The 20286-nt window shown below is 72.0% G+C and carries 22 protein-coding genes; 13 read left to right on the top strand and 9 right to left on the bottom strand.

What is annotated here, in order from left to right:
* Position 1: 1 nt before the first annotated feature.
* The gene (locus tag ATL45_RS18885; RefSeq protein WP_093157925.1) at positions 2-592 is read right to left on the bottom strand and encodes an NAD(P)H oxidoreductase; all 591 of its coding nucleotides are present in this window, start codon (positions 590-592) and stop codon (positions 2-4) included.
* A gap of 96 nt (positions 593-688) precedes the next feature.
* A complete protein-coding gene (locus ATL45_RS18880) occupies positions 689-1705 on the bottom strand; it encodes an NADP-dependent oxidoreductase (RefSeq protein WP_093157926.1) in 1017 nt (338 codons plus the stop codon).
* A 110-nt stretch (positions 1706-1815) separates the two neighbouring features.
* Here ATL45_RS18880 and ATL45_RS18875 point away from each other — a divergent pair, with 110 nt between their 5' ends.
* From ATL45_RS18875 to ATL45_RS18855, 5 genes are all read left to right on the top strand, one after another.
* Positions 1816-4923 (top strand): AfsR/SARP family transcriptional regulator, encoded by a 3108-nt coding sequence (locus ATL45_RS18875; RefSeq protein WP_093157928.1) that lies wholly within the window; start codon positions 1816-1818, stop codon positions 4921-4923.
* A gap of 54 nt (positions 4924-4977) precedes the next feature.
* Complete coding sequence (locus ATL45_RS18870; protein ID WP_093157929.1) at positions 4978-5940, top strand: GlxA family transcriptional regulator; 963 nt, start codon at positions 4978-4980, stop codon at positions 5938-5940.
* Positions 5941-5950: 10 nt separating this feature from the next.
* Positions 5951-6577 carry a DJ-1/PfpI family protein gene (locus ATL45_RS18865; RefSeq protein WP_093157931.1) on the top strand — a complete coding sequence of 209 codons (627 nt, stop codon included), beginning with the start codon at positions 5951-5953 and terminating at the stop codon, positions 6575-6577.
* 18 nt (positions 6578-6595) lie between these two features.
* Positions 6596-7192, top strand: coding sequence for a histidine phosphatase family protein (locus ATL45_RS18860; RefSeq protein ID WP_093157932.1), 597 nt, complete (start codon positions 6596-6598; stop codon positions 7190-7192).
* 170 nt (positions 7193-7362) lie between these two features.
* Positions 7363-7830, top strand: coding sequence for a GNAT family N-acetyltransferase (locus ATL45_RS18855; RefSeq protein ID WP_093157934.1), 468 nt, complete (start codon positions 7363-7365; stop codon positions 7828-7830).
* 25 nt (positions 7831-7855) lie between these two features.
* On the opposite strand, the gene ATL45_RS18850 is transcribed toward ATL45_RS18855, so the two are convergent.
* Positions 7856-8287, bottom strand: a complete 432-nt coding sequence (locus ATL45_RS18850; RefSeq protein WP_093157935.1) for a hypothetical protein — start codon at positions 8285-8287, stop codon at positions 7856-7858.
* 115 nt (positions 8288-8402) lie between these two features.
* Between ATL45_RS18850 and ATL45_RS18845 the strand changes: the two genes are divergently transcribed.
* From ATL45_RS18845 to ATL45_RS18835, 3 genes are all read left to right on the top strand, one after another.
* Positions 8403-8642, top strand: coding sequence for a hypothetical protein (locus ATL45_RS18845; protein ID WP_093157937.1), 240 nt, complete (start codon positions 8403-8405; stop codon positions 8640-8642).
* 27 nt (positions 8643-8669) lie between these two features.
* On the top strand, positions 8670-9596 hold the full coding sequence (locus ATL45_RS18840) for a diacylglycerol/lipid kinase family protein (RefSeq protein WP_093157938.1): 927 nt from the start codon (positions 8670-8672) through the stop codon (positions 9594-9596).
* Positions 9597-9845: 249 nt separating this feature from the next.
* Positions 9846-10100 (top strand): WhiB family transcriptional regulator, encoded by a 255-nt coding sequence (locus tag ATL45_RS18835; protein WP_093157940.1) that lies wholly within the window; start codon positions 9846-9848, stop codon positions 10098-10100.
* 290 nt (positions 10101-10390) lie between these two features.
* Here ATL45_RS18835 and ATL45_RS18830 read toward each other — a convergent pair whose 3' ends face one another.
* A complete protein-coding gene (locus ATL45_RS18830) occupies positions 10391-11884 on the bottom strand; it encodes a PAS domain-containing sensor histidine kinase (RefSeq protein ID WP_093157942.1) in 1494 nt (497 codons plus the stop codon).
* 201 nt (positions 11885-12085) lie between these two features.
* Here ATL45_RS18830 and ATL45_RS40370 point away from each other — a divergent pair, with 201 nt between their 5' ends.
* On the top strand, positions 12086-12160 hold the full coding sequence (locus ATL45_RS40370) for a 50S ribosomal protein bL37 (protein WP_103908190.1): 75 nt from the start codon (positions 12086-12088) through the stop codon (positions 12158-12160).
* Positions 12161-12236: 76 nt separating this feature from the next.
* Here ATL45_RS40370 and rsrA read toward each other — a convergent pair whose 3' ends face one another.
* Together rsrA and ATL45_RS18815 are read right to left on the bottom strand one after the other, a co-directional pair.
* The gene (gene rsrA, locus ATL45_RS18820; protein WP_093157943.1) at positions 12237-12572 is read right to left on the bottom strand and encodes a mycothiol system anti-sigma-R factor; all 336 of its coding nucleotides are present in this window, start codon (positions 12570-12572) and stop codon (positions 12237-12239) included.
* A complete protein-coding gene (locus ATL45_RS18815; RefSeq protein ID WP_093157945.1) occupies positions 12569-13222 on the bottom strand; it encodes a sigma-70 family RNA polymerase sigma factor in 654 nt (217 codons plus the stop codon). Before ATL45_RS18815 ends, rsrA begins: the two co-directional genes overlap by 4 nt.
* 227 nt (positions 13223-13449) lie before the next feature.
* Here ATL45_RS18815 and ybaK point away from each other — a divergent pair, with 227 nt between their 5' ends.
* Positions 13450-13926, top strand: a complete 477-nt coding sequence (ybaK, locus tag ATL45_RS18810) for a Cys-tRNA(Pro) deacylase (protein ID WP_093157946.1) — start codon at positions 13450-13452, stop codon at positions 13924-13926.
* A 540-nt stretch (positions 13927-14466) separates the two neighbouring features.
* Here ybaK and ATL45_RS18805 read toward each other — a convergent pair.
* Genes ATL45_RS18805 through ATL45_RS18795 form a run of 3 tightly spaced genes read right to left on the bottom strand, consistent with a single transcriptional unit; the run spans position 14467 to position 16594 of the window.
* Complete coding sequence (locus ATL45_RS18805) at positions 14467-15078, bottom strand: alpha/beta hydrolase family protein (RefSeq protein ID WP_093157948.1); 612 nt, start codon at positions 15076-15078, stop codon at positions 14467-14469.
* The gene (locus tag ATL45_RS18800; RefSeq protein WP_093157949.1) at positions 15075-15791 is read right to left on the bottom strand and encodes an SOS response-associated peptidase; all 717 of its coding nucleotides are present in this window, start codon (positions 15789-15791) and stop codon (positions 15075-15077) included. The genes ATL45_RS18805 and ATL45_RS18800 overlap by 4 nt, the downstream gene beginning before the upstream one ends.
* Before the next feature lie 38 nt (positions 15792-15829).
* Positions 15830-16594, bottom strand: a complete 765-nt coding sequence (locus ATL45_RS18795) for an SOS response-associated peptidase (RefSeq protein ID WP_093157986.1) — start codon at positions 16592-16594, stop codon at positions 15830-15832.
* Positions 16595-16957: 363 nt separating this feature from the next.
* Here ATL45_RS18795 and aroA point away from each other — a divergent pair, with 363 nt between their 5' ends.
* From aroA to ATL45_RS18780, 3 genes are all read left to right on the top strand, one after another.
* Positions 16958-18226 carry a 3-phosphoshikimate 1-carboxyvinyltransferase gene (gene aroA, locus ATL45_RS18790; protein WP_093157951.1) on the top strand — a complete coding sequence of 423 codons (1269 nt, stop codon included), beginning with the start codon at positions 16958-16960 and terminating at the stop codon, positions 18224-18226.
* A gap of 16 nt (positions 18227-18242) precedes the next feature.
* Positions 18243-19247, top strand: a complete 1005-nt coding sequence (gene rsgA / locus ATL45_RS18785) for a ribosome small subunit-dependent GTPase A (RefSeq protein ID WP_093157952.1) — start codon at positions 18243-18245, stop codon at positions 19245-19247.
* Between the two features lie 184 nt (positions 19248-19431).
* Positions 19432-20277: an SCO4651 family lipoprotein gene (locus ATL45_RS18780; protein ID WP_093157954.1), complete on the top strand. Its 846-nt coding sequence runs from the start codon at positions 19432-19434 to the stop codon at positions 20275-20277.
* Positions 20278-20286: the final 9 nt, after the last annotated feature.

Below are 20286 nucleotides of genomic sequence, written 5' to 3'. Positions count from 1 at the left end.
TTCAGCGGCCCAGGAACCGCTCCGCCTTGTCCTCGACGTCGGCCAGCGCCTGCTCGGCGTCCGCGGTTTCGAGGTCGTGGACGAGCACGAAGTCCGCGTCGATGATCCCGCAGAAGTTCGAGATGCCGACCCGCAGCTGCAGATCCATCATCTCGGCGAGCCCCACCTCCGCGTAGCCCGCGCTCGATCCGCCCGCCAGGCCCAGCCACAGCATGCGCTTGCCCGCCAGCCGCGGCTCGCTGCGCCCGTAGGCGAAACCGTAGTTCCACACGCGGTCGATCCAGCCCTTGAGGATCGCCGGCAGGGAGAACCACCACACCGGGAAGACCACCACGATCACGTCCGCGGCGTCGACCCGGGCCATGTGGGCGCGGACCTCGGGCGAGTAGGCCTTCTCCCGGTCGGCCCAGTCCGGTTCGTCGGCGGGGGTCACGCGCGGGTCGAAGTCCTCGGCGTACAAGTCGAGCAGGTCGACTTCGTACTGCGCCGCTTTCAGCTTGCGGTGCACCAGGTCCGCGCTCCGAGCGGTGACCGAGTCGGTCCGCGGGTGCGCGAGGACGACGAGCGCACGGCCTCCCGGCTGGGAATTCATGGTGAAGATCTCCTGTCTGGTTGGAAACGTCGAATGAGCTCGCAGTCCTGCGCGAATCCCGCCGCGCAGCGTGAAATCCGTTCGCCGGAACGCTTTTCAGCCGTCCAGGCGGACGAGCATCTTCCCGGTGTTCGCACCCCGCAGCACGCCCAGCAGCGCCTCCGGCGCGCTCTCGATGCCGTGCTGCACCGTGGTCTCGGTGCGCAGGGTTCCTTCGCGCAGCCAGTTCGCGCCCTTGCCGATGTACTCCGGGAACCGGTCGAAGTGCTGGCCGACGAGCATGCCGCGCATCGTGATCTCCTTGATGGCCAGCTGGAAGTAGTTCTTCGGCCCCGCGGGCGGTGCGCCGTGCGCGCTGATGGCGCCCACCAGCGCGATCCGGCCGCCGCCGCGCATCGCGTCGATGGCGGCTTCCAGCTGCTCACCGCCGACGTTGTCGATGTAGACGTCGATGCCGTCCGGCGCGGCGACGTCGAGCTGCTCGGCGACCGAGGCCGACCGGTAGTCGATGGCGGCGTCGAAACCGAACGTCTCGCGCAGCTTCCGGGCCTTGACCGGGCCACCGGCCGATCCGATCACCTTCGACGCGCCGAACTGGCGGGCCAGCTGCCCGGCCACGCTGCCGACCGCGCCGGCCGCGGCGGAGACGAACACCACGTCACCGGGGCGCACCGGGGCGATCTCGGTGGTGGCGACGTAGGCGGTCAGCCCGGTCGTGCCCAGCGGCCCGAGGTAGTCCTGCTCCTCGGCGACCGAGGTGTCGAGCACCTCGACCGCGGCCGCGTCCAGCACGGCGTACTCCCGCCAGCCGAGCCAGTGCCGCACCACGGTGCCGACCGGAACCTCCGCGGACCCGGAGGCGACGACCCGCCCGATCGCGGGGCCGTCGAGCGCCTCGCCCACCTGGTACGGCGGCAGGAAGGTGACCGCCGGGTCCATCCGGTCCCGCATGTAGGGGTCGACCGACATCCAGGTGTTGCGGACCAGCACCTGCCCGGCGCCGGGCTGCGGGACCGGCGTCTCGACCAGTTCGAAGTCCTCCGCCCGGAGCTCGCCGTCCGGGAGCGACCGCAGCCGGACCTCGCGACCGGTGTTCCGCTGTGCGTCGTTCATGGCCTGTCCTCTCGCTGAAGTTGGCCCCAGCCTGGGCGGCCCCGGTTGCGGTTCGCTTCGGGTCCGCTTGCGGTCGGCCATCACCGCAGGTCACCAAGTACTGTCGGCACGTGCGTTTCGGAGTGCTGGGCCCGCTCGCGGTGTGGACCGACGACGGCACTCCGGTGCCCGTCCCGGAGGCGAAGGTGCGGGCCCTGCTCGCCGACCTGCTCGTCACGCCCGGGCGCTTCGTCTCCGCCGACCGGCTGGTCGAAGACCTCTGGGGTTCGGCACCGCCCGGCAAACCGGTGCCGACGCTGCGCGCCAAGATCTCGCAGCTGCGCAAGGCGCTGGACTCCGCCGAGCCGGGAGCCCGCGCGCTGCTGGAGTTCCGCTCCGGCGCCTACCGGCTCAACATCGACGCCGAGGCCGTCGACGCCGGGCGTTTCACCGCGTTGAGCGCGCAGGCGAGAACCTCACCCGATGCCAGGGCCCGAGCGGCGGCGCTGGCCGCTGCCCTCGGCATCTGGCGCGGCGAGGCGTTCGCGGAGTTCGCCGACGCCGCCTTCGCAGCGCCCGCCCGCACCCGGCTGCACGACCAGCGCCTCGCCGCGCAGGAGGACCACGCCGCTGCGCGCCTCGAACTCGGCGAGCACACCGGGGTCGCCGCGGACCTGGCCGAGCTGGTCGCGCGCCACCCGCACCGCGAGCGCCTGCAGGCCCTCCACCTGCGCGCGCTCTACGGTTCCGGACGGCAAGCCGAGGCTCTGGAGTCCTACCAGCAGGTGCGGGCCCGCCTCGCCGACGAGCTCGGCATCGACCCGGGCCCCGAGCTGTCCGCACTGCACAGCTCGATGCTCCGGCAGGAACCGGTTCTCACCGCCACCGCGCCCGGGCACAACCTCCCCGCCGCCGTCTCGGAGCTGATCGGCCGCGACGGCGACCTGGAGTCGGTGCGCGCCCGGCTGAGCGCGGGGCGCCTGGTGACGCTGACCGGCCCGGGCGGGGTCGGCAAGACCCGGCTGGGCCTGGAAGTCGCCCGCGCCGCAGCGGAATCCTTCCCCGACGGCGCGTGGCTGGTCGAGCTCGCCGCCATAGACACCGGCTGCGCGGTCACCGAAGCCGCGGTGGCCGATGCCATCGCGGCCGTGCTGGGCCTGCGCGACGAGGTCGCCGGCTCCCCGCGCGACGGTGCCGCCCGCCTGGCCGAAGCCCTGCGCGGCAAGAACCTCCTGCTCCTGCTCGACAACTGCGAGCACGTCATCGACGCGACCGCCGCGCTGGCCGACCGGCTGCTGGCCGCCGCACCCGGCGTGCGGCTCCTCGCGACCAGCCGGGAACCGCTGCACCTGCCCGGCGAACAGCTGTGGTCGGTCCAGCCGCTGACCCTGCCCGGCGGCGAAACCCCCGCAGCGGTCCGCGATTCCAGCGCCGCGCAGCTGTTCCTGGCCCGCGCGGCCGCGGCCGGGTTCGACCAGCGGGACGACGACGCCGCGGTGATCGCCGCGATCTGCCGCCGCCTCGACGGCCTGCCGCTGGCGCTGGAGCTGGCGGCCTCCCGGGTCCGCGGCCTCGGCCTGCGCGAGCTCGCCGCCCGCCTGGACGACCGCTTCGACCTGCTGACCGCCCGCAACCGCCGCGCGCCCACCCGGCACCAGACCCTGCGGGCGGTCATCGACTGGAGCTGGGGCCTGCTCGACGAGCAGGAGCAGATCGTCCTGCGCCGCCTCTCGGTCTTCGCCGACGGGTGCACGCTCGACGCCGCCGAAGCGGTCTGCGCGAACGAGCCGAACACCCTGCTCGACGTGCTCACCGGCCTGGTCGACCGCAGCCTGGTGACGGTCGGGTTCCCCGAGGGGCGCCCGCGCTACCGGCTGCTGGAATCGGTGGCCGCCTACTGCCGGGAACGCCTCGCCGAAGCCGAGGAGACCGACGCCGCGCGGCGGCGGGCGCGCCGCCACCACGCCGAGCTGGCCGAACGCGCCGAAGCCGGGCTGCGCAGCGGCGAGCAGCCGACCTGGCTGCGGCGGCTCGACCTGGAGCTGCCGAACCTCCGCTCCTGCCTGGACGATTCGGTCCGCCAGGGCGACACCGCGGCGACGCGCCACTTGGCCGCGGCGGCGTCGTGGCACCTCTTCCTGCGCGGCCGGTTCCGGGAAGCGCACCAACTGCTGGCGGGCGCCGGCGCCGACCCGGTGGTGGCGGCGTGCCGGGATTCCCTGGCCGTGCTCTCCGGCGCGGCGCGCGACGTCACCCGGGAGCGGCCCGAGATCACCGATCCGGTCGCCAGGGCCCGCGCCGAGTGCTTCCTCGAATTCGTCCACCTCGACGTCGGCGACTACACCGGGCCACCGCACACGCTGGAACGGGCGCTGCGGACCTTCCAGCAGGCCGAGGACCGCTGGGGCGAGGCCGCGGCGCTCACCAACCGGGCCCGCCGCGGGATCGTGCGCGGTGAGCTCGCCGTCTCCCGCCAGGACGCGACGACGGCGAAAGCGCTGTTCGACGAGCTCGGCGACCAGTGGGGGCAGTTGCAGGCGGCCGAGCTGCTGGCCAGGGTCGCCGAGATCACCGGCGACTACGCGATGGCCGCGCGCACGCACCGCGACGGGCTGCGCATCGCCGAAGAACTCGGCCTCGCCTCCGAGGCCGCCAACAAGCTGTCCGGGCTCGGCCGCATCGCGCTGCTCACCGGAGATCTCGAAGCCTCCGAAGCCCACCACCGCCGCGCGGCCGACGTCGCCGCGGCGGCCCACAACGAGCAGGGCCTGGTCTACGCCGAGTTCGGCCTCGCGCTGACCGCCCGCCGCCAGGGGCGCCTGGACGACGCCGAGCAGCTGTGGCACCGCCAGCTGCGGTGGAGCCGCCGCGCCGGTGACCACCCCGGCGTCGCCCTGGCGCTGGCCGAACTCGGCTTCATCGCCGAACAACGCGCCGACGCCGACACCGCGGCCCGCCTCCACACCGAAGGCCTCGCCACCGCCGAGAGCACCGAAGACCCCCGCGCGATCGCCCTGGCCCTCGAAGGCCTGGCCGGTGCCAAAGCACTCCTCGGCGACACCGAAGCCGCCGCGCGCCTGCTCGGAAGAGCTGCGGTGACCCGCGAATCGGTCGGTGCGCCCCTCCCCCGGGCGGAACGCGCCGACGTCGACCGCATCACCGCCCGAGCCCGCGAATCCGCCCCGGACCTCTTCGCCGCGGCCTACGCGGAAGGACGCGCCGAGCAGCACCTGTCCTGATCGGTGGGGTACACGTCCTTGAGGACGTGCACAGCTGCGGCCAAGCTCGATGACGTGGACAGACACCGCGTGGTCATCGTGGTCTACGACGGCGTCCAGCTGCTCGACGTCGCCGGCCCGCTGGAGGTGTTCGACGGCGCCGCGCACCTAGTCGACGACGGCTACGAGGTGCGCCTTGCCTCGCTGAGCGGGGACGACGTGGTCACCTCGTCACGGGTCCGGCTGGGCGTGGACATCGCGCTCCAGGACGTCGACCGGCTCGGCACCCTCGTCGTGGCGGGCGGCTGGCGGTTCCGCGAAACCGCCGGCGATCCCGAGCTGGCCCGGCAGCTGCGCCGCCTGTCCGGCCTCGCCCACCGGACGACCTCCGTCTGCACCGGGGCGTTCATGCTGGCCGAGGCCGGACTGCTGGACGGGCGCCGGGCCACCACGCACTGGGCGAACTGCGAGGAGCTCGCCGAGTCCTACCCGGGCGTCGAGGTGCAGCCGGACGCGATCTACGTCCGCGACGCCTCCGTGCTCACCGCGGCCGGGGTGACCGCCGGGGTCGACCTCGCGCTCGCCCTCGTCGAGGACGACCACGGTCCGGAGATCGCCCGCACGATCGCCAAGTGGCTCGTGGTGTTCCTCCAGCGCCCCGGCGGGCAATCGCAGTTCAGCGTGTGGAACTCGGCGAAACCGGTCCGCGACCGCGCGCTGCACGACCTGCTCGGCGAGATCGCCGCGAACCCGGCGGGCGACCACCGGGTCACCGCGATGGCCGACCGGCTGGCCATGAGCCCGCGGCACTTCACCCGCCTGTTCACCAGGGAAGTCGGCACCAGCCCGGGCCGCTACGTCGAGCGGGCGCGCGTCGAAGCGGCGTGCGCGATGCTCGAAACCGGCTGCCGCGGCATCGCGCGGCGCTGCGGCTTCGGCAGCGCGGAGACCATGCGCCGCGCCTTCGTCCGCCAGCTCGGGATCCCGCCCAGCGCCTACCGGGACCGCTTCCGCACCACCGGCACCGACGAGATCTGAGGAGACCACTGTGGACATCGCATTCGTCCTCTACGACAAGTTCACCGCGCTGGACCTGATCGGTCCGTACGAGGTCCTCGCCGGACCCGACAGCGTCACCCCGCACTTCGTCGCGGCGAGCCGCGACACGGTGGTCTGCGACTCCGGCCTGCCGATCCGGCCGACGACGACGTTCGCCGAGCTGACCGGCCCGGACGTCGTCGTGGTGCCCGGCAGCTCGCAGTGGCGCGCCGCCCTGGAGCACACCGAGCTGACCACCTGGCTGGCCACCGTGCACCCGACCACCACCTGGACGGCGTCGGTGTGCACCGGATCGACCCTGCTGGCCAAGGCGGGCATCCTCGCCGACCGGCCGGCGACCACGCACTGGGCGGTCCGCGACGTCCTGGCCGAGCTCGGAGCGCAGGTCCGCACCGACCGCGTGGTGGTGGACGGCGACGTGATCACCGGCGCCGGGGTGTCGGCGGGCATCGACATGGCGCTGCTGCTGGCGGCGCGGATGTGGGGCGAGGACAGCGCGAAGCTGATCCAGCTGGCCCTGGAGTACGACCCGCAGCCGCCGTTCGACGCCGGATCGCCCGACAAGGCCGGCCCGGAGCTGACGGCGGCGGTGCGCGAAGGGGTGCTCCCCGCCTAGCGCGGTTACGCTCGGGCCGTGGCACAGGACGAGCACCGCATCTACCTCCTCCGACACGGCACCACCCAGTGGTCCCAGACCGGCCAGCACACCAGCCGGTCCGACATCCCGCTCACCGTCGAGGGCGAACTGCGGGCCCGCCAGGCCGGGCAGACCCTGACCGCGCTGCGCCCCGCCGGGCCGGTGGTCGTGCTGGCGAGTCCGCGCCAGCGCGCGCAGCGCACGGCGGAGCTGGCCGGGCTGGACGACATCGCCACCGAACCGCTGCTCGCGGAATGGGACTACGGCGACTACGAGGGCCTGACCACCCCGGAGATCCGCGAGCAGGTCCCGGACTGGACGGTGTGGACGCACCCCTGCCCGGGCGGCGAGTCCGCGGAGCAGGTGTCGGCCCGCGCCGACGAGCTGCTGGTCCGCATCGCCGACACCGCCTCCGATGTGGTGCTGGTGGGCCACGGCCACTTCAGCCGCTGCCTGATCGCCCGCTGGCTGGGCCTGCCCGCGGTCGCCGGCGTGGGTTTCGCGCTGGACCCGGCCGGGATCACCGTGCTCGGCCGCGAGCGCGGAGCCCCGCAGGTGGTGCGCTCCAACATCCCGCCCTGGCAGCAGGGCTGATTTCCTGTTTCCAGGCTCGTCTTGCGTGGCGGCGCGGGTAGCGGTGCTGGCTGCGAGGGTGGGCCAAGCGGCTCCGCCGCTTCAAGGACAAGACGGCGTTCAGAGCCGCGCGGGTCTCCTGCCGGGCGCGAATATGCTGGCCCGGTAGGCAGAAACCCGTGGAGGTATCGATGATCCGCCGTGCGACCGAAGCCGACGTCCCGGCCATGGTCGAGCTGGTGCACGAGCTCGCGCTGTACGAGAAGGCGCCCGAGCTGTGCCACCTGACCGAGCAGCAGCTGAGCGCGGCGCTGTTCGGACCGGACCCCGCGCTGTTCGGGCACGTGGCCGAAGTGGACGGCGCGGTGGTGGGGCTCGCCCTGTGGTTCCTGAACTTCTCCACCTGGGAGGGCGTGCACGGCATCTACCTGGAGGACCTGTTCGTGCAGCCCCAGCAGCGCGGCAGCGGCCTGGGCAAGGCGTTGCTGCAGGCGCTGGCCAAGGAGTGCGTCGACCGCGGCTACGCGCGGCTGGAGTGGCAGGTCCTGGACTGGAACAAGCCGGCGATCGACTTCTACAAGGCGGCCGGTGCGATCCCGATGGACGAGTGGACGGTCTTCCGCCTCACCGGCGACCCGCTCCGCGCTTTCAGCGCCTGAAGCGGCGAACGGGCTCGGAGAATCCCTAGTCCTCGCGGTCCGCGTCGGGGGCGGCGTTGCCGTAGTACGACCAGCGCCGTCCCTCGCGGTTGAACATGAACCAGAGCACCGCGATCGCCGGAACCGCGAGGACCAGGCCGATCACGGGCTGACCCGACGGGCCCATCGCGTACCACGCGGTGCCCAGGAGCATCAGCTGCAGCAGCAGGGCCGGGGTGCGCGCCCAGTGCTTGCCGTTGAGCATCCCGAGGCCCGCCGCGAGGACTCCGGCCGACAGCAGCGCGAAGTAGCCGGCCTCCCCGTAGGTCTGGGCGCTGCCGAACTCGCCCACCCCGCCGGAGCCGGTGTTGGTGCCGCGGACCAGCAGCGCGACGACGAAGATCAGCCCCGCCACGGCCTGCAGCGTGGTCAGTACGCCGGCGATGCGCACGGTGCGCGGGACAGCTTCGATCGACACGGTCGCGGTTGCCCTTCCGGAAAGCGGAATCGGTGACTCTGCGTATGCCCCATCGATGGTAATACCGCCTGAATGACGCATGGCTGCGACCACTGTCACGCGCAATGATCGACTCATGGCTGCCACGGCGATCGCGGATATCGGGGTGTCCGCGCCGTCCGTGCGCCCGACCGGCCCGGGTGGACGGCGAACGGATGCGCTCCGGGGTTGCGCGTCCGGCTCCCACCGGGTCCCGGCGGAGGTCAGCGGCACGGCGCACCCGTTCCAGGTGCTTCAGCCGGCCCGCCCCGCCCGCGTCGGGCACCGCGGCCGGGAGTACCGATCGCGGCGGGAGGAGGCCCTGCGGGAGAGCTGAACCACCGGTCTCGCCTAGGCTGCGGGTGTGCGCGCCGTACTCGTCGTCAACCCGCAGGCGACGTCCACCACTGCGGCTGGCCGGGATGTGCTCGCTCACGCGCTGGCCAGCGAGCTGAAGCTGGACGTCGTCGAAACGCAGTACTGGGGCCACGCCTCCGACACCGCCCGCGCGGCCGTCGAGGAAGGCGTGGACCTGGTGATCGCGCACGGCGGCGACGGCACGGTGAACGAAGTGGTCAACGGCATGTTCTCGGCCGGTGACGTGGGCGACAGGGCGATGCCGACGCTGGGCGTGGTGCCCGGCGGATCCGCCAACGTGTTCGCCCGCGCCCTGGGGTTGCCGCGAGACCCTGTCGAGGCCACGCACCGCCTGCTGCGCGCGGTGGCCGAGCGCAGCGGCCGCTGGGTCGGGCTCGGCCGCGCCGATGAGCGCTGGTTCACCTTCAACGCGGGTGTGGGCTGGGACGCCGAAGTGGTCGCCGAGGTGGAGCGGCTGCGCTCGAACGGCCGGAACGTGACTCCCGCCCTCTACGCCCGCACCGCGCTGGCCTGCTACTTCCGGATGGCCCGCGCGGAGCCGAAGCTCACCTTGCGAATTGGTGACGAATCGCAGGTCGGCGGATTGCACAGCGTGTTCGTCTCGAACACCGACCCCTGGACCTACCTCGGCTCCCGACCGGTGCGGATGAGCCCGGAGACCAGCTTCGACACCGGTCTGGGCGTCTTCGCGCTGCGGAACATGCGCACTTACCCTGTGTTACGACATGTAGCGGAAATGCTACGCGGTAGAGCGAAACCACACGGAAGTAACCTAATTCAACGTGCAGACGTGGCCCATCTCCGCGTAACCTGTACGGAGCCGTTGCGCCTGCAGGTCGACGGCGATTGCCTGGGTGAGCGTTCGGAGATCGAGTTCCTCTCAGTCCCGGAAGCTCTCCGCGTCGCCGTATAACCTTCTCGTAACGGATGGACGTAGTTACCGACTCGCGACCCCCGTCTGCGACCGGTGACACACCGAAACCCCTGGTCAAGTCCTGTCGATCTTTCAGGTGAGTTCCCTCACCACGCGAGATCGAACTCTTGACATCGCGGCAGTTCGTGAAAGCATTCACAAGCACACGGACTCCGTGAAAGCATTCACAAACACCCCGAACACGTACGAGCGGCGCGCGTTGGCGCGCCTAGCGAGGAGCAAGGAACGATGGACTGGCGCCACGATGCGGTTTGCCGTGACGAGGACCCGGAGCTGTTCTTCCCCGTCGGGAACAGCGGTCCTGCCGTGCTGCAGATCGCCGAGGCGAAGGCCGTTTGCCGCCGTTGTCCCGTCGCCTCCGAGTGCCTGGCATGGGCACTGGAGAGCGGGCAGGACGCCGGCGTCTGGGGCGGTATGAGCGAGGACGAGCGGCGTGCCCTCAAGCGGCGCAACGCTCGCACCCGGGCCCGCACCAACGCCTGAGTAGCGAAACTCGCTGAAGACGCAGCGGGTCGATCGCACCCCCGGTGATCGACCCGGCGTCTTCGCCCCGGTCGCGAAGAACGGCCATCGCACCGAAAGATACCCGTACACCCCGACGAGACCCCCGGCCGATCCGCGTCGATGTCGGCCCCGGAAGAACCGCTCAGCTCACAGCTCGTTCGAGCAGGCGGATCCGGGAACCCGGCCCGATCGGCCGCGATGCGACACCGCCCCACCGTCGCATCACCAGGATCGACGCACCGCGCGGCGCCCGACCTACCGGGCAGACGTCAGCGCCGGTACTTCAGCGGAACGCGCAACACCGCCTCGGTACCCCGCTGCCGCCCGCGACCGCGCAAGCTCAACGACCCTCGGAGCTCGGATTCCACGAGGGTCCGCACGATCTGCAGGCCGAGGCGTTCGGCGCGCTCGAGGGAGAATCCCTTCGGCAGGCCACGACCGTCATCCGAGATGACGACGTCGAGCCAGCGCGCCGAACGCTCCGCCTGCACCACGACTTCGCCGCCCTGCCCTTCCGGGAAGGCGTGCTCGAAAGCATTCTGCACCAGCTCGGTGAGGACCATCACCAGCGGGGTCGCCAACTCGGCGGACACCACTCCGAACCGGCCCTCGCGGCGCACCTTCACCCCGGTCTCGGCCACGGCGACATCGCTCATCATCGGGATCACGCGGTCCACCACGTCGTCCAGGTCGACCCGCTCGTCCACCGACATCGACAGCGTCTCGTGCACCAGCGCGATCGAGGTCACCCGCCGCACCGACTCGTCCAGCGCGAGGCGCGCCTCGTTGTTCCCGGTCCGCCTCGACTGCAACCGCAGCAGCGCGGCCACCGTCTGCAGGTTGTTCTTGACCCGGTGGTGGATCTCGCGGATCGTCGCGTCCTTGGACATCAGCGCGCGGTCCCGCCGCTTGACCTCCGTGACGTCGCGCACCAGCACCAGCGCACCCGCCTGCTGCCCGCGCGGGCGCAGCGGCAGCGCCCGGAACAGCACCGTCGCACCGCGCGCCTCGGCCTCGATGCGCATGCTGGGCTGCCCGCCCATCGCGCGCCGCACCCGCTGCGCCACCTCGTCGGCGTCGAACGGATCGTTGAGCAGCGACCGGGTCAGCGGGGCGAGCTGTGCTCCGACGAGATCCGCGGCGTGGCCCATCCGGTGGTAGGCCGACAGTGCGTTCGGGCTGGCGAACACGACCGTGCCGGAGCTGTCGAGGCGGATGAGGCCATCGCCGACCCGCGGGCTGGTGTGCACGTCGGGCGCCGGCTCCGGGGTGGGGAAGGTGCCGTCGGCGACCATCTGGCACAGGTCGGCGGCGCTGCCCAAGTAGGAGATCTCCAGCGGGCTCGGCACCCGCGGCACCGCGAGGTTGGTGTCGCGGCTGAGCACCGCGACGATCTCGTCGCCCAGCCGGACCGGGATCGTCTCGCGGCGCACCGGAACGCCGAGGTGCCAGCGCGGGTCCTCCTCGCGGCAGATCCGGCCCTCCAGGGCCGCGCGCCGCAGCTGCGGGTGCTCCTCCTCGGTGACCTCGGTGCCCACCACGTCCTCCGGGTGGGCGGTGGGGGCCGTCGTCGGCCGGGCCTGGGCCACGCACAGGAAGCGGCTTTCCGGGGTCTCCTGCGGGCCGATCGGCACCCACAGCAGGAAGTCGGCGAAGGACAGGTCCGACAGCAGCTGCCACTCGGCGACCACGAGCTGCAGGTGGTCGGCGGCGGTTCCGGACAGCCCGGTGTGCTCGGCGAGCAGATCACTCAGCGTGGACAAGATCAGCCCCTCCCCCCGGCCCGGCCGGGTTCGACCCGCGACCGCGATCCGGTCACCTTAGGAAAGCATGACCGGAACCACCCGGCGGCGGCAGGTGGCGGGCATGTCAAACTGGATGCTTGAAACCCCAGCGGAGACGGGTCGGCCTCGACGCCCGACCGGTCACCGGGCTGGCTGGAAACCGAGCTTGAGGAGATGCCGATGGGTAAGCGCGCCCGCAAGAAGAAGGACCGGAAGAAGAACAAGGCCAACCACGGCAAGCGCCCCAACTCGTGAGCGCCGGCGGCACCGGCCGTCGAACGTGCGAATGGCCCCGGACCAGACAGGTCCGGGGCCATTCGACGTAATGGGGTCATTCCGAGGATGAGATCCGCTTGGCCCGCACTTCGACGGAGGTGCCGTCCGGGCCGCGTTCCACGGTCACCTCGGCCTTGCTCAGCACCGCTTCGCGGATCGAGGAGCGCAACCGCTCCTTCAGCTCCGTCGGCGCGTGCTCACCGCTGCACTTGCGGTGCAGCAGGGCCTTGATGTGCTCCTCGATGCCGAAGTGCTCCAGGCAGCTCCCGCAACCGTCGAGGTGCTCCTGCACCGCGGCGCGGCGCTGCTGGTCGCACTCGTTGTCCAGGAACAGCCACACCTCGGCGAGGATGTCCTCGCAGGAAGCCTCGTCCGAACCACCGCAGTTCATGAAGTGCTCACCTCCCGCTTGGTCTCCCGCAGGAAACCGCGATCACGGGCGACGTCGGTGAGCATCTCACGCAGCTGCCTGCGACCGCGGTGCAGCCTCGACATGACGGTGCCGATGGGCGTGCCCATGATCTCGGCGATCTCCTTGTAGGCGAAGCCTTCGACGTCCGCGAGGTAGACCACCATGCGGAATTCCTCGGCCAGCTGCTGCAGCGCGGCCTTCACATCGGTGTCCGGCAACCGGTCCAGCGCCTCGACCTCCGCCGAGCGCAGCCCGCTGGAGGTGTGGTTCTCCGCCTGCGCGAGCTGCCAGTCGGCGATCTCGTCGGTCGGCTGCTGCTGCGGCTGGCGCTGCCGCTTGCGGTAACCGTTGATGTAGGTGTTGGTGAGGATGCGGTACAGCCAGGCCTTCAGGTTGGTGCCCTGGGTGAACGACTTGAACGCGGAGAACGCCTTGAGGTAGGTCTCCTGGACCAGGTCCTCGGCGTCCTGGGCGTTGCGGGTCATCCGCAGCGCCGCACCGTAGAGCTGGTCCAGCAGCGGCATCGCGTCCTGCTCGAAACGCGCGGCGCGCTGCTCGTCGGTCTCCGCGGTGCGGTCGGAGTCGTCCGGTCTCCCGGTCACGTCCGGGCGCTCTGGGGTGCTTGGCACCGGGCTCCTTTCCCGCCGCCTGGACGAAGTGACAACAGGCGACGAACCCATGCGTTCGTTCGCATGGTCCAGGTCCGAGGATACGCGTGCCCGCCCCCGACTACCCGCCGGTGACAGCCGTGCGCGCTCGGGGCGGTCCAGCACGCAGGTGTTCGTCGATTCCATGGTCACGCCCCCTGCAACGCGACACCCGCGGCCTGTTATTCCAGCCTTCTAGAGTGACGCGCATGGCAGGTAAGGGCACTCCCGCTACGGCGCTGTTGGCCAAGCGCAAGGTTGCGCACGAAGTGCACGCGTACGACCACGACCCGCGCGCCGAGTCCTTCGGCCTGGAGGCGGCCGAGGCGCTCGGCCAGCCCCCGGAGCGGGTCTTCAAGACGCTGGTCGCGGAGGTGGACGGCAAGCTCGCGGTCGGCGTGGTGCCGGTCACCGGGCAGCTCGACCTCAAGGCGCTCGCGGCCGCGGTGGGCGGGAAGAAGGCGAAGATGGCCGAGGTCGCCGCCGCCGAGCGCGCCACCGGCTACGTCGCGGGCGGCATCTCCCCGCTGGGGCAGAAGAAGCGGCTGCCGGTCGTGATCGACTCCTCGGCGACCGGTTTCGACACGATCTACTGCAGCGCGGGGCGGCGCGGCCTGGAGATCGAACTCGCCGCCGCGGACCTCGTGCGGCTGCTCGACGCGGTGCTCGCCGACATCGCGGGCTGACGCCGCGCAGGAGGAGCGGCCCGGCGGACGATGACGGGCCGCTCCCCCGGCGCTGGTGCCACTGCCGCGCAACAGTCGCACCGGGGAGCCGGACAGGCAGGGGGAACGCCTGTCCGGGAAGCGGAGGAGTCGACTCGGGTTCAGGTGCCGGAACTGGTTCGCATTCGCGAGCGGCGAACTCCCAGCTGATCGTCGGAGTCAGGCGTGAACGGGGCAACGCCGTTGATTTCAGATGATGATTCCCGCAGCTGAGCACCGGCGCAGATCACTCGTTCAGGGGCCTCCGGGATGACAGGAAGGTTCCCTTCCTCGCACCGTCGGGCGGCGGATGACAGGAACGTTCCCATGCTCGCACCGGCTCCCCACCGGCACGCGCCGCAGCACTGCGCGGTCGTGTCCGAGCGAGGTCACCGGAACCGCGATGAATCCGATGTGAACAAGGAGTGCGGAACAGCGGGCTGCTCGACCAAGCGGATCCGGAGCCCGCACGCGCTGCGCGGAGGCCCGGCCCGCCGCCGGTCTCCCACGCCGAATCGGCGGTCAGTCGAGCAGCCGGAGGACCCGGATCAGCCACTCCTGGGTGGCCCGGTAGACCGCGTCGACGTCGGCCTTCAGCGAGTGGTCGCCGGGAACCAGCACCACCTCGCGGTTCTGCGACGGCTCGGGCTGCCCGAAGGCGTCGCGCTCGCCCTGCACCACCAGCACCGGTGCTTCGACCTCGTCCAGCTCCGGCAGCCGGGACTTCTCCGGCTTGCCCGGCGGGTGCACCGGGAACGCCAGGCACAGCACCGCCGAGGCCGCACCGGCCTCCGCGGTGCGGCACGCCACCCGCGCGCCCGACGAACGGCCGCCGAAGATCAGCGGGAGATCGGCGAACCAGCGCTCGCCGAGGTCCTGCACCACGGCGAGCCACGCCGCGTCCAGCTGCTTGGCCGGGGCCGGTGCTCGCCGGCCCGCCACCCGGTACGGCTGCTCGACGAGCGCCACGTGCACACCGGACTCGGTGGCCGCGCGGGTCGCCGCGACCAAGTCGGGCGCGGCGATGCCGCCACCCGCGCCGTGCCCGAGCAGCAGCGCGGCCCGCCCCTCCTCGGCGCAGTGCAGTTCGGCCCGGGCCGGGCCGTGCGGGGTCTCGACGTCGACGCTGGTCATGACTCGAACAGCGCTGCCTGCTCGGCGGGTTCGGGCACCGGTTCGACCTGCCGCAGCAGGTCCGGGTGGTTGTTGCGCATGCTGTTCACCTCGATGGAGACGGGGTGGAGCGCCAGCTCGTCGAGCATCCCCTCGTCCGGGGTCAGCAGCTCGCCGATCTCGGTCCGCCGCGGATCGAGCCAGTCCGCCCAGCGCTCCCGCGGCAGCACCAGCGGCATCCGGTGGTGGACGTCGGCCAGCTCGCCGACGGCGTCGGTGGTGACCACCGCGCAGGTGACCAGCGGGCGGTCGGTCGAATCCGGCGCCCACCAGGCGGAGAACACCGCGGCCATCGCCAAGCTCGCGCCGTCCCGGTGCCTGCACAGGAACGGCTGGCGCCGCCGGTCACCCGGCCGCCACTCGTACCAGCCGGTCGCGGGCATCAGGCAGCGCCGCCGCCGCGCGGACTCGGCGAAAGCGGGCTTCTCGGTGATCGACTCGGCCCGGGCGTTGATCATCGGCGGCCCGTTGCCGGGCTCCTTCGCCCAGGTCGGGATCAGCCCCCACCGCACCGGGCGGATGCTGCGCTCGGAACCGCGCTGGACCACGATCGGCACCGTCTTCGTCGGGGTCACGTTGAAGTCCGCGACCACCTCACCACCGGTGCGGTCGGCTGCCTCGAACTCCTCGGCCAACGCCGCCGGATCGTGCTGGACGGCGTAACGACCACACATCAGAACTCACCCCGCGTCGTGCTCCACCTCGGGCCGGTTCAGCTCGGCCCGGAATCCAAACCTACCGCTTGCGGTGGCGGGTCGAGCGGCACGCGTTCGACGAGCTCGGCACCGTTGTTGCGGACGTTGTTGACCGTGGTGGACACCGGGCGCAGCTCCAGCGCGGCCACCAGTTCCTCCGACGGCGGAGCGAGCAGATCGGTGACGTCCGGCTGGTCCGGGTCGAGCCAGTGCTCCCAGGCCGAGGGCGGCAGCAGCAGCGGCATCCGGTCGTGCACCTCCGACAGCTGCCCGATCGCGCTGGTGGTCAGCACCGAGCAGGTCACCAGCGGTTCGGCGTCCTCGACCTGCGGATCGCGCCAGGTCGCGAAGATGCCCGCCATCGCCAAGCTGGAGCCGTCCGGGGAAGTCATGAAGAAGGGCTGCTTGCGGTCGCCCTCGCGCTTCCACTCGTACCAGCCGTCGGCGGGCAGCAGGCACCGGTAGCGCTTGATCGAAGTGCGGAACGCGGGCTTGGTCGTCACCGTCTCGGACTTGGCGTTGATCATCCGGCTGCCGATGGACTTGCTCTTGGCCCACATCGGCACCAGGCCCCAGCGCATCACGCGGATGCTGCGCTCGGTCCGCTCCAGGTCCCGCTCACCGGCGTCGTCCTGCGGATGCCGCTGCACCACGGTCAGCACCCGCTTTGTCGGCGCGACGTTGAAGTCCGCGCCGGGCGCGGCCCCGCCGGTGCTGTCCAGCGCGGCGAACTCGGCCGCGAGCTTGCCCGGATCCTTCGTGGAGGCGTACCTACCGCACATGCCCGGCCGAACCTCCGTCACCTCGTGGTGGTGTGTCGAACCCATCCTGGCAGTCCGGATCGTCGCAGGCGAGCGACGCGAGCAGATCTCCGCGCGCCTCGCGCCGGATGACAGGAAAGTTCCCATGCTCGCAGCACCGAGCGGGCCGGTGACAGGAAAGTTCCCATCCTCGCGTTGCCGTGACAGGAAGGTTCCCATGCTCGCACCGCTGAGCGAGGCGCCTGACAGGAAAGTTCCCATGCTTTCAACCCCCGCCCGCGCCGTCGGCGCCACAGCTGCCACGGCGGGCCACTCAGCCAACACGCGGTGGTCAACGCGCCCCCGGCGCTGAATTCGCCGGGCGAGGTGGGGGATCATTGCCTCATGACCCAGCTCTGGCCTGCTCCTACCGCCACCGGCGCGGTGCGCGCGACCGTCCCGGTGCCCGGTTCGAAGTCGATCACCAACCGGGCCTTGGTGCTCGCCGCGCTCGCCGAGGGCCCCTCGACGCTGCGGGCTCCGCTGCGCAGCCGGGACACCGAGCTGATGGCCAGCGCGCTGCGCGCGCTCGGCGTCGGGGTGCAGGACGGGCCGGACGGCTCGTGGCAGATCACTCCCGCCGCGCTGCGCGGACCGGCCGAGGTCGACTGCGGGCTGGCCGGCACCGTCATGCGGTTCGTGCCGCCGATGGCCGCACTCGCCTCCGGGCTGATCACCTTCGACGGAGATCCGCACGCCCGGAAGCGCCCGCTCGGCACGGTCCTGGACGCGCTGCGCGCGCTCGGCGCCGACATCGACGGCGATGCGCTGCCGTTCGAGGTCCGCGGCGCCGGGAAGCTGCCTGGCGGCTCGGTGACCATCGACGCATCCGCGTCCTCGCAGTTCGTCTCCGGGCTGCTGCTGTCGGCACCGCGGTTCGAGCAGGGCGTCGCGGTCCGGCACGTGGGCGAGCCCGTGCCGTCGCTGCCGCACATCGAGATGACGGTGGCGATGCTGCGCGCCGCCGGTGTCGAGGTCGACGACCAGGAAGCCGACACCTGGCGCGTGGTCCCGGGGCCCGTCCGGGCGCTCGACCTGGACATCGAGCCGGACCTGTCCAACGCCACCCCGTTCCTCGCCGCCGCTGCCGCCACCGGCGGGACCGTGACCGTCCCCGGCTGGCCGGCGCGGACCACGCAGGCCGGGGACGCGATCCGCGACATCCTCGCCCGGATGGGCGCGCAGGTGCAGCTCACCGACGAGGGCCTGACCGTCTCCGGCCCCGCCGAGCTCGACGCCGTCGACCTCGACCTGCACGACGTCGGCGAGCTCACCCCCACCGTCGCCGCGCTGGCCGCGCTCGCGAACGGCCGTTCCCGGCTGCGCGGCATCGCGCACCTGCGCGGGCACGAGACCGACCGGCTCGCCGCGCTGCAGACCGAGCTGACCAAGCTGGGCGGCGCCGTCGAGCAGACCGAGGACGGGCTGGTCATCGAGCCCCGGCCGCTGACCGGCGGGAGCTGGCACTCCTACGCCGACCACCGGATGGCCACCGCCGGTGCGATCCTCGGACTGCGGGTTCCCGGAGTGCTGGTCGAGGACATCGCCACGACCGGCAAGACCATCCCCGACTTCCCGGGGATGTGGTCGGCGATGCTCGGAGGAGCGGTGTGAGCCCGGAGGCGAACCGATGAGCAAGCGGGGCTGGAGCCACCTCGACGAGTCCGACGTGCGGGTCCGCCCCGGACGGGGCAGCCGACCGCGCAGCAAGCAGCGCCCGAAGCACGCCGACGCCGAGGCCGCGATGGTCGTCGCCGTCGACCGCGGCCGCTGGACCTGCGCGCTGGACGGTTCTCCGGACCGGATCGTCACCGCCATGCGGGCCCGCGAACTCGGCCGCACCCCGGTGGTCGTCGGCGACCTGGTGGACCTGGTCGGCGACACCTCCGGGAAGCCCGACACGCTGGCCCGGATCGTGCGCGTCTCCGAGCGGACCAGCGTGCTGCGCCGCACCGCCGACGACACCGACCCGTACGAACGGGTGGTGGTCGCCAACGCCGAGCAGCTGGTCATCGTCACCGCGCTCGCCGACCCGCAGCCGCGACCGGGCTTCATCGACCGCTGCCTGGTCGCCGCCTACGCCGGCGGGCTCTCGCCGGTGCTCTGCCTGACCAAGGCCGACCTCGCCGACCCCGGCGAGTGGATCAAGATCTACTCCTCGCTGGACATGCCGATCACCATCACCCGCCTCGGCGAAGATCCCGCGCAGCTGCGCGAGCTGCTCGCCGACCGGGTGTCCGCGCTGGTCGGCCACTCCGGCGTCGGCAAGTCGACACTGGTCAACCAGCTGGTCCCGACCGCAGACCGGGCGACCGGCGAGGTCAGCGGAGTCGGCAAGGGACGGCACACCTCCACCTCGGCGGTCGCCCTGCCGCTGCCGGAGCGGGGCTGGGTGGTCGACACCCCGGGCATCCGCTCGTTCGGGCTGGCGCACGTCACCGCCGACGACGTGATCGCGGCTTTCGAGGGGTTCTCCGCGGCCGCCGAGGAATGCCCGCCGAACTGCGGACACCTCGGTGGTTCCGACGACCCGGACTGTCACCTGGACACCTTCGCGGCCGACGGCGGCGGCCTGGAGCAGCTCGCCTCGCTGCGCCGCCTGCTGCGTTCCCGCGCCGGGCTCGACGACGCCTGACGCCGGAAAACCCGAGTATTTCCCCCTTCAGGGCGCCGATCGTCCCCTGTGGCGTGACGACTTCGTTGTTAGCGTGGTCGCGAGGCCGGTGTGAGAAGTTGATGTTTCCGCAGCTCACGCAGGCCGCCGTGCGGTTCCCGCCGCACGAGCCCAAGAGCCGACAACGGCCCGAGGAGCGTGCCCGATGTCCCGAGCCCGCACCAGGACCGCGGTGATCTCCGCTGGTCTCGCCCTGATCACAGCAACCGCCGGGTGCGCCGGAGAACCTCCGGTGCCGACGAACGCACTGGCCGCCAACCCGGATCCCCGTCCCGCAGCCGACGCCATGCTGTCCCAGGTGATCAGCAAGATCAGCGAACGCGGCAGCACGCGCAGCGAGGTGCGCGGGAGCCTCGGCGTGGTCGGCGAGCTCAACGCCGACGGCGTCGTGCGCTACCGCGGCCCGCAAGCCGACCTCGCGCTCGACGGGCAGACCCGCAACCTCCGGAACCAGCCGCCGCAGCGGCTCAACCTGTCCATCGTGGACGGCGTCGGCTACCTGCAGACCCCGCTGGCCCGCCCGGCACCGGACAAGCCCTGGCTGCGCATCTCCCCCGGTGCGGGCGATTTCGGTTCCAAGCTGCTCGGCCCCGCCCTGGACCAGGTGCACGAGGCCGTCGACCCGCGCGCCACCTTCAGCGGCATCGAGCGCGCCACCCGGATCCAGAGCAGCGCGCCCGACCAGGTCGACGGCAGGCCCACCACCCGCTACCAGCTGCGCATCGTCACCGCGCAAGCCGCCGACGCGGCCACCGATCCGCAGCAGCGGACCCGGTACCGCAAGGCCGCGGACTCCGGCGAACCCGAGCTGGAGTACCAGCTGTGGCTGGACGAATCCGGTCTGCCCGCGCGGTTCGCGGCCACCGGCCAGGTCGCCCAGGCCGGCCAGGTGTCGCTGACCTCGACCTACCGCGAATGGGGCGCACCCGTCGAGATCCCGGTGCCCCCGGCTTACCAGATCGGCGTGTTCCAGGAGGGCCCGCCGCGATGACACCGACAT

It is taken from the genome of Saccharopolyspora antimicrobica (assembly GCF_003635025.1).
GTDB lineage: Bacteria > Actinomycetota > Actinomycetes > Mycobacteriales > Pseudonocardiaceae > Saccharopolyspora > Saccharopolyspora antimicrobica.
Note: the sequence above shows the minus strand (reverse complement) of the source record. Positions and strands in the feature narration are given on the sequence as shown.